The 14,746-nt window shown below is 46.5% G+C and carries 16 protein-coding genes; 9 read left to right on the top strand and 7 right to left on the bottom strand.

Annotation, left to right across the window (positions count from 1 at the left end; all coding sequences use genetic code 11):
• Positions 1 to 102 precede the first annotated feature (102 nt).
• From hypB to hypA, 5 genes are all read left to right on the top strand, one after another.
• Positions 103 to 900, top strand: coding sequence for a hydrogenase nickel incorporation protein HypB (gene hypB / locus L5L98_RS02515; RefSeq protein WP_263138290.1), 798 nt, complete (start codon positions 103 to 105; stop codon positions 898 to 900).
• On the top strand, positions 900 to 1,145 hold the full coding sequence (locus L5L98_RS02510; RefSeq protein WP_028760183.1) for a HypC/HybG/HupF family hydrogenase formation chaperone: 246 nt from the start codon (positions 900 to 902) through the stop codon (positions 1,143 to 1,145). Before hypB ends, L5L98_RS02510 begins: the two co-directional genes overlap by 1 nt.
• A gap of 62 nt (positions 1,146 to 1,207) precedes the next feature.
• Complete coding sequence (hypD, locus tag L5L98_RS02505; RefSeq protein WP_263138289.1) at positions 1,208 to 2,347, top strand: hydrogenase formation protein HypD; 1,140 nt, start codon at positions 1,208 to 1,210, stop codon at positions 2,345 to 2,347.
• Complete coding sequence (gene hypE, locus L5L98_RS02500) at positions 2,340 to 3,356, top strand: hydrogenase expression/formation protein HypE (RefSeq protein WP_263138288.1); 1,017 nt, start codon at positions 2,340 to 2,342, stop codon at positions 3,354 to 3,356. The genes hypD and hypE overlap by 8 nt, the downstream gene beginning before the upstream one ends.
• On the top strand, positions 3,356 to 3,709 hold the full coding sequence (gene hypA, locus L5L98_RS02495) for a hydrogenase maturation nickel metallochaperone HypA (RefSeq protein ID WP_168824038.1): 354 nt from the start codon (positions 3,356 to 3,358) through the stop codon (positions 3,707 to 3,709). The genes hypE and hypA overlap by 1 nt, the downstream gene beginning before the upstream one ends.
• 155 nt (positions 3,710 to 3,864) lie before the next feature.
• On the opposite strand, the gene lpxM is transcribed toward hypA, so the two are convergent.
• The 4 genes from lpxM to pheS all read right to left on the bottom strand — a co-directional run bounded on the left by lpxM (position 3,865) and on the right by pheS (position 8,594).
• Entirely contained in the window at positions 3,865 to 4,803 is a 939-nt protein-coding gene (gene lpxM, locus L5L98_RS02490) for a lauroyl-Kdo(2)-lipid IV(A) myristoyltransferase (protein ID WP_263138287.1), read from the bottom strand.
• A gap of 104 nt (positions 4,804 to 4,907) precedes the next feature.
• On the bottom strand, positions 4,908 to 5,204 hold the full coding sequence (gene ihfA, locus L5L98_RS02485) for an integration host factor subunit alpha (RefSeq protein ID WP_006081370.1): 297 nt from the start codon (positions 5,202 to 5,204) through the stop codon (positions 4,908 to 4,910).
• Between the two features lie 3 nt (positions 5,205 to 5,207).
• The gene (gene pheT, locus L5L98_RS02480; protein WP_263138286.1) at positions 5,208 to 7,595 is read right to left on the bottom strand and encodes a phenylalanine--tRNA ligase subunit beta; all 2,388 of its coding nucleotides are present in this window, start codon (positions 7,593 to 7,595) and stop codon (positions 5,208 to 5,210) included.
• Between the two features lie 15 nt (positions 7,596 to 7,610).
• The gene (gene pheS, locus L5L98_RS02475) at positions 7,611 to 8,594 is read right to left on the bottom strand and encodes a phenylalanine--tRNA ligase subunit alpha (protein WP_011789476.1); all 984 of its coding nucleotides are present in this window, start codon (positions 8,592 to 8,594) and stop codon (positions 7,611 to 7,613) included.
• Between the two features lie 469 nt (positions 8,595 to 9,063).
• Here pheS and L5L98_RS02470 point away from each other — a divergent pair, with 469 nt between their 5' ends.
• A complete protein-coding gene (locus tag L5L98_RS02470) occupies positions 9,064 to 10,584 on the top strand; it encodes a methyl-accepting chemotaxis protein (protein ID WP_107947207.1) in 1,521 nt (506 codons plus the stop codon).
• Positions 10,585 to 10,758: 174 nt separating this feature from the next.
• On the opposite strand, the gene L5L98_RS02465 is transcribed toward L5L98_RS02470, so the two are convergent.
• Both L5L98_RS02465 and L5L98_RS02460 read right to left on the bottom strand, forming a co-directional pair.
• Positions 10,759 to 11,199 carry a YcgN family cysteine cluster protein gene (locus L5L98_RS02465; RefSeq protein WP_131525467.1) on the bottom strand — a complete coding sequence of 147 codons (441 nt, stop codon included), beginning with the start codon at positions 11,197 to 11,199 and terminating at the stop codon, positions 10,759 to 10,761.
• Positions 11,200 to 11,342: 143 nt separating this feature from the next.
• Positions 11,343 to 11,621 carry a YcgL domain-containing protein gene (locus tag L5L98_RS02460; protein WP_028760191.1) on the bottom strand — a complete coding sequence of 93 codons (279 nt, stop codon included), beginning with the start codon at positions 11,619 to 11,621 and terminating at the stop codon, positions 11,343 to 11,345.
• Between the two features lie 122 nt (positions 11,622 to 11,743).
• Between L5L98_RS02460 and minC the strand changes: the two genes are divergently transcribed.
• Genes minC through minE form a run of 3 tightly spaced genes read left to right on the top strand, consistent with a single transcriptional unit; the run spans position 11,744 to position 13,506 of the window.
• Positions 11,744 to 12,409, top strand: coding sequence for a septum site-determining protein MinC (gene minC / locus L5L98_RS02455; RefSeq protein WP_006086392.1), 666 nt, complete (start codon positions 11,744 to 11,746; stop codon positions 12,407 to 12,409).
• Positions 12,410 to 12,436: 27 nt separating this feature from the next.
• A complete protein-coding gene (gene minD / locus L5L98_RS02450) occupies positions 12,437 to 13,246 on the top strand; it encodes a septum site-determining protein MinD (RefSeq protein ID WP_006086391.1) in 810 nt (269 codons plus the stop codon).
• A gap of 2 nt (positions 13,247 to 13,248) precedes the next feature.
• Positions 13,249 to 13,506, top strand: coding sequence for a cell division topological specificity factor MinE (gene minE / locus L5L98_RS02445; protein ID WP_028760193.1), 258 nt, complete (start codon positions 13,249 to 13,251; stop codon positions 13,504 to 13,506).
• Between the two features lie 93 nt (positions 13,507 to 13,599).
• Here the strand turns inward: minE and rnd are convergent, their stop codons facing one another.
• A complete protein-coding gene (gene rnd, locus L5L98_RS02440) occupies positions 13,600 to 14,709 on the bottom strand; it encodes a ribonuclease D (protein ID WP_263138285.1) in 1,110 nt (369 codons plus the stop codon).
• Positions 14,710 to 14,746 lie beyond the last annotated feature (37 nt).

Below are 14,746 nucleotides of genomic sequence, written 5' to 3'. Positions count from 1 at the left end.
TGTATCACACTCAACATTAGCGTAACCAAATTAACGATTCGTACATCAATCATTATTTGTCAGGCAAAGTCCTCGTACTCTGCCGATACAAGGAGAGGTAAAATGTGTAAAGACTGCGGCTGCTCCCTTACCCGCCACGACCATGATCATCTAGGCGCGCATGCCCATAGCCATGAGCATAATAATGACCATTCACATACTCATGAGCATAGCCATCAAGAGTTACACACAAATCCTCAGTTAAACGATAAAAAAACCTTGTCAGTCATCCACAAAATTTTAGATAAAAATGATGTCGAAGCAGGTCATAACCGTGCCCACTTTGAGGCACATAACATCACGGCCTTCAACATCATGAGTAGCCCAGGCAGTGGTAAAACCACCCTATTAGAAAATCTCAAAGAATACACGCAGCTCAACTATGCGGTGATCGAAGGCGACTTAGAAACCTCCCGCGATGCCGACCGCTTAATCGCGAAAGGCATTACGGCCTATCAAATTCAAACGGGCTCTGCCTGTCACCTTGACGCCTTTATGGTACACGGTGCCCTGCATCACTTACCACTTGATGGACTGGATATTTGCTTTGTTGAAAACGTCGGCAACCTTGTCTGCCCAGCCAGTTATGACGTAGGTACCCACAAAAATATCGTGCTGCTGTCCGTGCCAGAAGGCGATGATAAGATTGAGAAATATCCCGTGATGTTCCGCCGCGCCGATGTAGTATTTATCACTAAGTGCGATCTACTGCCCTATTTTGATTTCAAGCTAGACGAAGCCAGAGAACAGCTTAAAAAACTCAATCCAGCAACTCAAATCATTGAAGTCTCCATCAAAGATGGCGACTCCATGCAGGCAGTAGCCGCTTGGCTTAAAGACAATATTCGAGGTGCACAATAATGTGCTTGTCCATACCTTCCCAAGTGGTGGCGGTCGATATTGAGCGCCAGAGCGTCACAGTCGACACCTTAGGCGTGCGCCGCGATGTCAGCAGTCATTTAATGAATGAGCCACTGGAAATTGGCGACTATGTACTTATCCATATTGGTTTTGTGATGAACAAAATTGATAAGGAAGATGCGCAGCAAAGCATTGATCTATACAAAGAAATCGTCACTAAGCTTGAAAATGAAGCCATACACTGACCATCAGCAGTGCAGGATTAAGTCGCAAGGCGCACCCCTATCGAGTGCACCGAGGAAAAAGCATGCTTGAACTAAGACACCTCTATCAAGGCTTTCGCGATCCCCAAACGATTGCCAATTTAGCACGGGATATTCAGTTAACCGCTAAATTGGTTAAGCAACAAATCAATATCATGGAAGTCTGTGGTGGCCATACTCATACGATTATGAAATACGGCTTGCTAGATTTACTGCCGGATAATATTGAATTTATCCATGGTCCTGGCTGCCCAGTGTGCATTATGCCTAAAGAGCGCATCGACCAAGCCGCGGCGCTTGCCTCCCAAGAAAATGTTATTCTTGTGACGCTGGGTGATATGATCCGCGTGCCCGGTTCTCAAGGCTCTTTAGCCAGTTTTAGGGCCAAGGGCTGCGATATTCGCCCAATTTACGATCCCTTAGATACGCTCAAAATTGCCCGCGACAATCCCGATAAAACCGTAGTGTTCTTCGCCATTGGCTTTGAAACCTCAACCCCAATGACAGCAATTTTGTTACAACTGGCCGAACAAGAAAAACTCGAAAATCTACTATTTCATATCAATCATGTATTAGTGCCACCCGCAATTGATGCCGTGATGCACGACCCAAAAGCGAGGGTCAACGCCTTTATCGGCCCAGCCCATGTGAGCGTGATCAGTGGCGCAAAAATCTATCGCAGCACAGTCGAAAACTATGGCACGCCCGTAGTGGTCGCAGGATTTGAGCCCGTCGATGTGATGGAGTCGATTTTACGGATTGTGCGCCAAAAAGCCGCGGGTAAAGCTGAGCTCGATATCCAATACAGCCGCGCAGTTTCACAGGACGGCAACCTCACGGCGCAGGCCAAAATGAATCAATTCTTCAATGTCAGACCGCAATTTCGCTGGCGTGGACTAGGCCCAATCCCCAATTCAGCGCTGCAGCTCAAACCCGAATATGCCCACAGGGACGCCGAACTGCGCTTTAAAGACCGCTTACCCGTGAAGGAAATTGACGATCATAAAGCCTGCCAGTGCGGCGATATACTTCGTGGGCTTGCTAAACCAAAGGACTGTAAAGTTTTTGGCCGCGGCTGCAATCCCGAAACGCCCTTAGGCAGCTGCATGGTCAGCTCCGAAGGTGCTTGCAATGCCTATTACCGCTATCAAGGTATCGATATCAAGGAACCACATCATGGCTGATACGCTTAAAGATAAATCCATTCAACTCAGCCACGGCGGTGGCGGTAAAGAAATGAATAAACTGATCCGTGATCTGTTTTTTGCTGAGTTTGATAATCCCATCCTTCGCAGCGAAGAAGACGCTGCCAAACTCGATTTGCACGGTGCCAACGCCTTTACCACAGACTCTTTCACCGTATCCCCTTTATTTTTTGCCGGTGGTGATATCGGCAAACTCGCCATCGCAGGCACAGTCAACGATCTTGCTATGATGGGCGCAGAACCTCAGTATTTGAGTTGTAGTGTGATCATCGAAGAAGGCTTTTCTATCAAGGATTTAACTACGATTGTCCGCAGTATGGCGAAAGAATTAAAACACAGTGGTGCACGGATTGTCTGCGGCGACACTAAAGTCGTACCCAAGGGGTGCGCCGATGGTTTATTTATTAATACCTCAGGCATTGGTCGTATCTTGCGTCCCAATATTTCCGCGGCGAATGTCACCGTGGGCGATGCCATTATTGTCTCCCGTGATATTGGCTGCCACGGTGCAGCGATTTTAATGGCGCGAGAAGGACTCACACTCGAATCGGCATTGCAAAGTGACTGCGCGACGCTCTGGCCGATAGTCGAGCAATTGATCGCCGCCAATATTCCCATTCATGCGATGCGCGATGCGACTCGCGGCGGCTTATCGGCGGTGCTCAACGAATGGGCTGTTGCCTCCAATGTTGGCATCACAGTGAATGAAACCAGTATTCCCGTCAGCGATGAAGTCAAAGGTCTGTGCGAACTCTATGGTTTCGAAGCCATGGATCTTGCCAACGAAGGCACTTTCATCCTCGCCGTTCCCAACGACATCGCCTTAGGTGCGCTCGAGATCATGCAACGCTTTGGGCGCTGTGAGCATGCAGCGATAATCGGCACTGTGAGTGATGATTTAGTGGGGAAAGTCGTGCTAAGAACACCTTGGAATACTAAACGTTATCTCGATCTTCCCCAAGGTGAACTGCTGCCAAGGATTTGCTGATGCACGAATATTCGATTGTGAGTGCCCTGATTGAGCAATGCGAACAGCACGCGCAGGCCAATCATGCCGATAAAATCACCCGAGTGGATATCAAACTGGGAGTCATGAGCGGGGTTGAACCTAGCCTGCTACAAACGGCCTTCGATACCTTTAAGCTCGATGGGATTTGCAAAGAAGCCCTACTCAATATGCAAATTCAGCCGCTAGTGATACTTTGCCAAGACTGCCAGACTGAATCCGTACTGAGTGAGCGCACGGTCGTCTGCCCTGCGTGTCAAAGCTTTCGTACTCGCGTACTCGATGGCGAAGATATGTTACTGATGCAACTTGAGATGGAACAGAACGAGGATTAATCATCCACGATACGCATTGTTAACGACAACGCTATTGATAAAACGCTCTATAAATAAAGAATGCTATCAATAAAGAACGCTCTTCAACACAAAAATGGCTTCGAGCACTTCGCGCTCAAAGCCATTTTAAACCACACTATTTCAGTCACGCTATATCAGCCGTAAATAGAAGCTTCACCCTCTGGGCGCGTCTTGAGAACGCGCAGGAACCACATATACTGCTCTGGGTAAGCTAAGATCACTTGCTCGACCACTTTGTTCAGTGCCAACGCCTCGTTTTCTTTGCCCACCATCTCTTCAGGCGCAACGGCCGCCATCACGGTGAGATCAAATTGGCGTGTCGCTTGGTTGTAGCCAATCTTTACTGGCAGCACTTGGGCATTACCCGCCTGCGCTAAACGCCCAACAACAGGTAGCGTTGCCTTCACTGTGCCTAAAAAAGGCGCAAACACGCTTTGTTCAGGACCTAAGTCTTCATCGGGAAGATAAAAGAAACTGTTACCGCGCTTAAGCTCAGCCAATAACGCCCGAATGCCCGCCTCGCGCATATACACATGGCCACCACAAATGCTGCGTACACGATTACTAAACCAATTGAATAAGCCGTTTTTATGGGCTTTGGCCATAGTCACCATAGGCAACTCAAGGTTAAGGCGTAAACCAGCATAATCAATTGGCCACACATGGGGCATGATAAAAATGATCGGCTGCCCCGCAGCCTGCGCTTTAGTCACATGCTCAAAGCCGATTAAATTGACTCGACGACGTAAATGCGCTTTTGAGCGCACCAGCAATTCGCCCTGTGCTAACAACACCAAAACGAAGTTTTGCACGTTCTCACGGATTAACACTTCAATCTCGGCGGAAGATTGTTCTGGAAAGCACGCCCTTAAGTTGGCTCTGGCAACGCTAATGGGCTTTTTGGCAATTGGCATCACTATTTTTGCCAATAATCTTGCAATAGGATCACGCAGCCATGCGGGCATGAGTCCGAAAATCACTAATAGACCAATCACTAACCAAGTGGCCCAGTATCTAGGGTGTAATAAGGCGAGTTTAAAACGACGGTCAAAATGTTTGGGCTGTCTTGACAAAGAATTCACCTCAGACAGTGGATAAAAACAATGGAGATATTGCACGAAAAAATAAACAGGAAAGCCACTCTCTAAGGAGTGGCTTTCCCATCAAACAAACGAAATTACTTACCCGTGTTTGCTGCTTCTACACGAGTTTTCAGCTTTTGGCCGGGACGGAAAGTCACGACACGACGAGCAGAAATTGGGATATCTTCGCCTGTTTTTGGGTTCCTTCCCGGTCTTTGATTCTTGTCCCTAAGGTCAAAGTTGCCAAAGCCAGATAACTTGACCTGCTCACCACTTTCAAGTGCGCCCCGAATCTCTTCAAAGAACGACTCAACCATCTCTTTGGCGACACGTTTGTTCATTCCGAGTGTTTCAAAAAGATGTTCTGCCATTTCGGCTTTGGTAAGTGCCATACTTTAATCCCTCAACGATGCGTTGAACTCGGACTTAAGGGCAGAAACGACTGAACCAACGGTCTCAGCAATCTCTTTTTCCTCAAGCGTACGAGTAGTGTCTTGTAATGTAAGTGCTATCGCCAGGCTCTTCTTGCCGGGTTCAACACCTTTACCTAAGTATACATCGAACAAGTTTATGCCAACCAACTGATTTTCGCCAACTTTTCTTATCACTTTCATTACATCGCCTGCAGATACACTCTCATCTACTACAACTGCGATATCACGACGATTAGCTGGAAACTTAGATACAGCTTGGGCTAGCGGTAAACTGGTATGCAATAAAGCATCCAATTCCAACTCAAAAACGATGGTTTTACCATTGAGTCCAAAAGGCTTCTCCAAACTAGGATGGATTGCACCTATATGACCGATCACTCGATCATTTCTCAATATTTCAGCACATTGCCCCGGATGGAGGGCAGAATGCGTTGCTACTCTAAAGCTAAATTCTGACGCGGAAACTGTCAAGCCGATAATTGCTTCTAAATCACCTTTAAGGTCGAAAAAATCAACGGTTTTCGATTCCATAGCCCAATGTTCATCATTTTGAAGCCCTGTAATGACACAAGCGAGCATAGCTTGCTGTCTTACACCGGATTCTGCATTGATATCAGGAACAAAGCGCAGGCCAGTTTCAAAAAGTCTCACTCGACTCTGCTGACGACTTTGGTTGTAGCCAACGGCGGCCAATAAACCAGTGAACATTGACAGGCGCATGGCCGACATTTCACTGGAAATGGGGTTTGGTAACACCATAGCCTGCTCACTGGGATGCACCAGATTTTGCAATTTCGGATCAACAAAGCTATAGGTAACCGCTTCTTGGAAGCCGCGAGCGACCAGTAAGGCACGAACGCGTTTTAGGCTTAAGTCAGATTCTTTATGATCTGACATACGCAGCGCGGCAACAGGCGCCGTATTAGGAATATTGTCATAACCGTAGATACGCGCCACTTCTTCGATTAAGTCTTCCTCAATCGCCATATCGAAGCGATACGTGGCCGTGGTCACCTGCCAGCTATCTTGGCTAGCAACCACACTAAAGCCTAGACGTTGCAGAATCTCAACCACATCAGTGTCAGGTACATGGTGACCCAAAATTCTATCTAACTTACTACGACGTAACAGGATTTGTGCAGGTTTGGGTAAATCAGCATCCGATTTCGCTTCCACCACTGGGCCCGCTTCACCGCCACAGATATCCAGTACTAAACGGGTCGCACGGTCGATAACCTTGTGTTGCATCTCAGGGTCAACACCACGTTCAAAGCGGTGTGATGAATCTGTGTGCAAACCTAAGCGACGTGATTTACCCATAATCGCTAAAGGCGCGAAGAAGGCACATTCAAGTAGAATATCTTGGGTCGTGTCGCTTACCCCTGAGTATTCGCCGCCAAACACGCCTGCAAGGGCTAATGGACGCGCATCATCGGCGATAACCAAGGTATCGCTTGGAATCGTCACTTCGCTGCCATCAAGCAGAGTGATTTTCTCTTCGCCGTTGCCTAAACGCACTTGGATATCGCCCGTTAATTTGGCCAGATCGAAAGCGTGCATCGGTTGACCAAATTCAACTAACACAAAGTTAGTGATATCAACGATAGGATCGATAGAGCGAATACCGCTACGGCGCAGTTTTTCCTGCATCCATAAAGGCGTTGGCGCTTTCACATTGACGTTTTTCACCACGCGACCTAAGTAGCGTGGGCATGCCGCTGGCGCCTTAACGTTAATGGTTACTTTAGCATCTATCGTTGGTGTAACGGCTTGCCACTGTGGCTCAACCACTGCTTGGCGGTTTAACACGCCCACTTCACGGGCAAGACCTACCATGCCTAAACAATCGGCACGGTTAGCGGTTAAATCCACTTCTATCACGGCGTCATCAAGCTTGAGATACTCACGCAGATCCGTGCCTAATGGCGCGTCCAATGGCAGTTCAATAATGCCATCGCTTTCGACGTTAATGCCAAGCTCGCTGTATGAACACAACATGCCTTCTGATGGCATGCCACGCAGCTTGGCTTTCTTGATTTTGAAATCGCCAGGTAATACGGCACCAACCATAGCCACGGCCACTTTAAGACCCTGACGGCAGTTTGGTGCACCGCAGACGATATCGATAAGCTCGCCTGTGCCCACGCTGACTTTGGTCACGCGCAATTTATCGGCATCGGGATGCTGACCACACTCAACCACTTCACCCACTACCACACCATTAAAATCGGCGGCAACAGGATCTACGCCATCAACCTCAAGGCCGGCCATAGTGATCTGGTGGGATAATGCTTCACGGCTGACAGAAGGGTTTACCCATTCACGAAGCCAAGATTCGCTAAATTTCATGCTATTACAGCTCCGTTATTTAAATTGCTTCAGGAAACGTAGGTCGTTTTCGAAAAACGCACGTAAATCGTTTACGCCGTAACGCAACATAGTTAAGCGCTCGACACCCATACCAAAAGCAAAACCAGAGTATTTTTCTGGATCTATGCCAACGCTGCGCAGCACATTTGGGTGTACCATACCGCAGCCTAACACTTCTAGCCATTTGCCGTTTTTGCCCATCACATCCACTTCCGCTGAAGGTTCAGTAAAGGGGAAGTAAGATGGACGGAAACGCACTTGCAGATCTTCTTCGAAGAAGTTACGCAGGAAGTCATGCAAAATGCCTTTAAGCTCAGCAAAGTTCACATGCTCATCCACGAGCAACCCTTCCACTTGGTGGAACATAGGCGTGTGAGTTTGGTCGTAATCGTTACGATAAACACGGCCCGGAGAAATAATGCGCAGTGGCGGCTTTTCAGTTTCCATAGTACGAATTTGCACACCCGAAGTTTGGGTACGCAGCATCAGTTTAGGATTGAAATAAAAGGTATCATGATCGGCACGGGCTGGATGGTGCTCAGAGATATTCAAGGCATCGAAATTGTGGAAATCATCTTCAATTTCAGGCCCCTGCTTTACCGAGAACCCTAATTCCCCAAAAAAGGTTTCGATACGCTCGATAGTGCGCGTCACGGGGTGCAAACCACCGTTCTCTTGAGTGCGGCCAGGCAAAGTCACATCAATCTTTTCAGCGATTAATTTGGCTTCCAGCTCCGAACTCTTCAGACCATCGATGCGTTCAGTTAATTTTTGTTGAATCGCCTGTTTAGCATCATTGACCGCTTGGCCAAAGGCGGGCTTTTCTTCAGGGCTTAAGCTACCCATCATTTTCATCATGTCGGTGATCTTACCTTTCTTACCAAGGTAATCGACACGGATATCATCCAGTGCTTTTAGATCACTGGCCTGGTCAATAATGACTAAGGCTTGTTCTACGATCTCAGTTAACTGCTGCATTTTCTCTTCCACTGCATAGTCGCGCTTGATAAACAAGTGCTATGGGCGCCAAACTTTCAGGCTATTTGGGTGCTCAGGTTATCGGGCGTTAATGCCAGACGCTTTGCTAGCTATAACGAAATAAAAGGATAGAAATTTTACGCGAGCGAGCGGCATATTACTAGGGCTTATTGGGGGTTTTTATCATGCAAATTCATGTGTTACCCCAGTTCAGAGCCTGAGTTTTGCTCAAGGTGAAATACAAACCTCGATTCTGACCAAAACAAGTTCTCTATTCAGCCACTAGCAGCACTTGTAACTAAACTGTAAACTAATGGTTGTACCCTGCCAAAATTGCAGCAAACAACACAATAACGACTGCAATTAGACTACATTAGCGATATAAATCATTACAAAACAGAAAACTATCAAGTCTATGGCAAACTGACCGATATACATTCGGTTCACAGCCCATTTTATCGAGGCACTCATGAAAGAAGTAAAGTTTCGCTGGATAGATCAATATCTTATCCATATGACCTTAAAAACTAAATTCGCTATTCTCTCTATCGTTCCCATGCTAATGATTGTTGGGCTGGCGATTTTTCTTGATAACCAATCCCAGCAAACCTTAGTGCAAGGACAGCTCAACGGCCTGCAAAATGCGTCACAACAAATCAACCAAGTCACGGGCACCTTATATAACAAACTACCAGAGCAAGAACGCCAAGCTATCCTTAGCCAGCTAAGCCGCGACATCAAAGGCAATGTCAGCATTATTTCGGTGAATGAGGCCGACAGTAAAGCGCAATCCTTAGCTCGCAGCGGTGGCGGTATTGATAATAGCGGTAAGCTACCTAGAGCTGTGAGTGGCGTTAACGATCAAAACCTGATCACGATTATTCCCTTAGACAGCAAAGAAATTGATGCCCTGCTCGCCAAAGATAACCTGCTGGTTTACGGCCTGATGGCGGCGCTTCTATTTGTGTTGTTTTTATTTAGCTACTACATTTCGACCTTCGTGGGCGGCGCACTTTATACCACAGTGATGGCATTAAAACGGGCCGCATCGGGCGATTTAACTGGGCGTTTAAACTTCTTCGAAGTAAAAGACGAGTTCAGTATCTTAGCTATCAGCATAGATACCTTAGTTGAACGTCAACATCTGTTAGTGAAACAAATCGCAGAATCGACAACAAAAATCCGTGAGGTAGTCTCCTCGTTTCGTAGCACAGCGCAGCAAGGTCAATCTTTGGCGGTGAACCAGAGACAACATTTGGATTCCCTAGCAACGGCAATGGAAGAAATGACCGCTGCAGTGAAGGAAGTTGCCCGTAATGCTGAACAATCTTCTGCCGAAACCCAAGAAGCCAATCAACAGGTTAGCGCTGGCGGTAAAGACATTGAAACCACAGTCAAGGCTATTGACGTGTTATCGGATGAAATTTCTGCGGCCTCAAATGCGGTGGGCGTTCTCAATGACAACGCCAGTAAAATTGATGAAGTGGTATCAACTATTAATGCGATTTCCCAGCAAACCAACCTACTCGCCCTCAACGCGGCGATTGAAGCGGCGCGCGCCGGAGAACAAGGTCGTGGTTTTGCCGTGGTCGCCGATGAAGTACGTACCTTAGCGGGCCGCACTCAAGCCGCGACGGTTGAGATCAAAACCATGATCGAATCACTGCAATCGGGTACGCGCAATCTAACCCAAGTGATGTCGCGTACAGTGAATCAAGCCGATGAAGGTAAACAACACGTACTGCAAACGGGTAAAGACTTAGAGTTTATCGCCCACCACAGTAACAAAGTGTTTGAAATGAGTGTGCTAATTGCCACCTCGGCCGAAGAGCAATCGGCAGTGGCCAACGAGATAGCGACTAACCTGATGGAAATTCGTAACCAGTCCCACGATGTGGAGCAATCGGCGAACCAGTCGGTTTCAGGTTGTGATGAGCTGCAAGCAACAGCTGGGCAACTTGATCAGTTGATGGTGGGATTAAAAATCTAGTCGAGCATTATTTGATGGAATTTATATTCACTTAACACCCAAAATGCACAAGGGAGCGATAATCGCTCCCTTGTTGTTTTCATTCTGACGGTCACTTTCCAATCAACAAGTGTCGTTTCAATTAATAAGTTAATTTTCAATCGATAACGCTACGGCAAAATGAATTCACGTCTGTTAATCCACGTCTTTAAGTGGCCATAGCACGATATGATCTTCAATATCCTTCACGCGTCTTTCATCCACCACCTTGCCTTGGATCGACATACCCGCTAAATGCATCGCTTCTTTGGAGCCTGTGAGCAGCGGATGCCAGCTCGGTAGCTCACGCCCTGCCGCTAGGCGGCGATAGGCACAACTGTCGGGCAACCAAGTTAACTCATGGATATTATCAATCGTGATCACTGTACATTGGGGGACATGGGTGAAACGGTCACTGTAATGCTGACAGCCTGCCGTTTGATGATCGAGCAAAAGGCAAGCTGCATTGGTGTAATACAAGTCTTCGGTTTCATCATCTATCAACTTGTTTAAACAACATTTACCACAACCGTCACACAGGGATTCCCACTCGGTTGTGCTCATCTGCGCTAATGTTTTACTCTGCCAAAATGCCATGATTAACTATATCTTCTTAATAAAAAACCCGCTCAATGCGGGCTATTTTACACTAATTTGTCGTCAGATACGCAATGCCACTGAGATTAACGAGTGTGGTTTGACGCGCCTAAGCTCATTAGCAGCGTCTTGATGCTACCTGGTTAATCTTTGATCCCAAGGCTCAGCTTATGCTCAGCCAATAAATTCACCTGAGGTGGTGGAATTTGTAAATAAAAGCCATTTTCTGCCATTGCTGCTCTGACTTTATGTATATCTGCCATTCCTAACGCGTCGCGTTTAGCGATAGGAAACACCATCACCAACTTTGGCACGCCAAACATTTCCATCAAAGGCACTGGAACATCGTCAAAACAATCTCTTTTCTTCACAAATAAATAAGTATCAGCCTTTCGGCTACTTTTATAAACGGCACATAGCATAAGAATCAAATATCCAATAGTTCAAACTTGCCAGTCAATGGGGCACACTATAACATGGTCGCCTAGTAATTTAATTGTAAAATCAGCGAACCGACTGATGATTTCTGGAGAATAGTGCCGGGATGTCAAAACCTAGCTTAGAGTTAAAAGGCGCTTCTTTTACTCTTTCAGTGCTTCATATTAATAGCAGCGATTTACAAGCTGTCATGACTGAATTAGACCATAAATTGGCACAGGCTCCTCAGTTTTTTCTGGGTGCTCCTTTAGTCGTCAATCTGAGTGCCATTCAGCACGACAGCTTGAATTTAAGTGCGTTAAAGGATCTGCTGATCTCACGTCAATTAGTGATTGTTGGCATAACGGGCGCGACAACCGTACTCAGTAAACAGGCAAAAGACTTAGGCCTTGCCATAGTCAAAGCGGGAAAACAGAGTAGTACCCCGCCGCCAGCCCCGCGCCAAACTAAGATAGTGAAGCAAAATATTCGTTCAGGCCAACAAGTCTACGCAAAAAATGGTGATTTAATCATATTTGGTGCGGTAGGCAATGGCGCAGAAGTCATCGCAGATGGTAGCATTCATATCTATGGCGCATTACGAGGGAAAGCCATGGCAGGCGCCGCGGGCGATACCAGCGCCGTTATCATTGCCCACTCTCTGGAGGCCGAACTCGTTTCAATAGCAGGGCAATATTGGCTCGCTGAAAATCTACAACAACATAGCTCAGATAAAAGCGGCTGCATTCGCCTAAACGGTGAGTCGCTTATGGTTGAATCATTGCCCCTCTAAATGGCAGAACAAAGGATAGAGAGAAACATGGCACAAATTATTGTTGTCACTTCAGGTAAAGGCGGCGTAGGTAAAACCACATCGAGTGCTGCAATTGCGACCGGTCTTGCCATGCAAGGACACAAGACAGTCGTTATTGATTTCGATATAGGTTTACGAAACTTAGACTTGATCATGGGTTGCGAGCGTCGTGTTGTTTATGACTTCGTTAATGTGATCAATGGTGAAGCCAATTTAAATCAAGCGCTGATCAAAGATAAACGCTGCGATAAGTTATTCGTTTTACCCGCTTCACAAACCCGTGATAAAGATGCGCTGACCAAAGAAGGTGTTGGCCGTGTTTTAGACGATTTGGCCAAAGACTTTGAGTTTATTCTGTGTGACTCTCCCGCAGGGATTGAGCAAGGCGCTATGATGGCATTGTATTTTGCCGATATCGCCATTGTGACCACGAACCCAGAAGTCAGCTCAGTGCGCGACTCAGACCGTATTTTAGGTATGTTGCAAAGCAAATCACGCCGCGCAGAACTGAATCTAGAGCCGATAAAAGAATATTTACTCTTGACTCGCTATTCACCGAGCCGTGTAAAATCGGGCGAAATGTTGAGTGTTGACGATGTTCAAGAAATTCTGGCCATTGAGCTACTCGGCGTTATTCCTGAGTCACAATCTGTACTGAAAGCCTCTAACTCAGGCGTACCTGTGATTATCGACCAAGAAAGTGATGCAGGTTTAGCCTACAGTGATACAGTCGCACGCTTACTGGGTGAAGATGTACCAGTACGCTTTATTACGGAAGAAAAGAAAGGTTTCTTACAACGGATATTTGGTAGCTAATTATGTCTTTACTCGACTATTTCAAAAGCAAGAAAAAGCCTAGCACTGCGGTAATGGCAAAAGAGCGCCTACAGATCATCGTGGCTCATCAACGTGGACAAAGGGACACTCCCGATTATTTCCCACAGATGAAACAAGAGATCATTGCCGTTATTCGCAAATATGTGCCGATTTCTGATGATCAAGTTTCTGTGCAGTTAGATCAAAACGACGCCAACCTGTCGGTACTCGAGCTTAACGTCACTTTGCCTGACAGATAAGTCGATGACACAAAAAAATGTCATCTTCAATTGAAGATGACATTTTGATGTGGATGTTTTTCAGCGATAGCTTCAAGTACGAAATATTAAGCACTAGACCTCAAGCTTTGCTAAAGCCTCAGTTGCCAATTCCCCTCGCCAACCGCATAACACTGCCGGTAAATCCCCTTGTTGCTTATCCCAACGCCATTGCAAAAACTCATGGATATGACGTTTAGAACCGAGCATTTCCTGCGGCACATCATGCTTTTCGCATAATTCGACCAAACAGCTTTTAATCGCTTTAAAGGCCGATTTGTAGCCTGATTTTAACGCCAATACATCCACTAACTCGGGTAAATTAACCAAATCCGCAGTTTGTAGCACACGTAATAAATCTTTGCCGTGGATGCGTTTTTCCTGTTCGGTCAAGTCATTGAGCTTAAACAAGTCAGCCGAAGTTTTAGGTTGCTTCTTCGCTAATGCAATAAGACCATGATCTTTGATCACAAAACCTAAGGCTAAATCACGGACTAAGGCTTTTTCAAGGCGCCATTTGGCGAGCACTTTAAGGTAAGCCAATTGAATTTCAGTGAGTTGAAAAGCATTTTTCACTTTCAAATAGGCTGTATCAAGATCAGGATCGGCAAGCCTGCCCTGAGTCATCCTTTCCCCTTCCTCGTATAACCAAGCTAAACGCCCTTGGGCGCTGAGTTTCGCTTCCAGTTGAGGATAGAGCTGATACAAATACAGGACGTCATTGGCGGCGTAGCTTAACTGGGCTTCCGTTAAAGGACGACGGATCCAATCTGTACGCGATTCACCTTTATCGATTACTTCACCAAGGCAAGTTTCAACTAACTTGGCATAACCCACACCGTGGCCCATACCACACAAAGAGGCGGCAATTTGGCTATCAAACAAAGGCGTAGGCTGACATTTGCCATAGTGGGCAAAAACTTCTAAGTCTTCACTGCAGGAATGCACTAGCTTAACGATATTCGGGTCCGATAACAGCGCCCAAAATTGGGTTAAATCAGGTAAAGCGACCGGATCAATCAAAGCTAAGGTTTTACCATCATAGGCTTGGATCAAACCTAACTTGGCATAATAAGTACGAGTACGAACAAACTCGGTATCTAACACGAGTATCTTACTCTGTTTATATTGGGCAACGAGGGCATTAAGGCTTGCTTCATCACTCACATATTGAAACGCTGACAAATTCTTCTCCAGATCCTGTGGGTCAATCACAGTCCAT

The sequence above is a fragment of the Shewanella sp. SM23 genome, assembly GCF_025654295.1.
Classification (GTDB): domain Bacteria; phylum Pseudomonadota; class Gammaproteobacteria; order Enterobacterales; family Shewanellaceae; genus Shewanella; species Shewanella oncorhynchi.
Note: the sequence above shows the minus strand (reverse complement) of the source record. Positions and strands in the feature narration are given on the sequence as shown.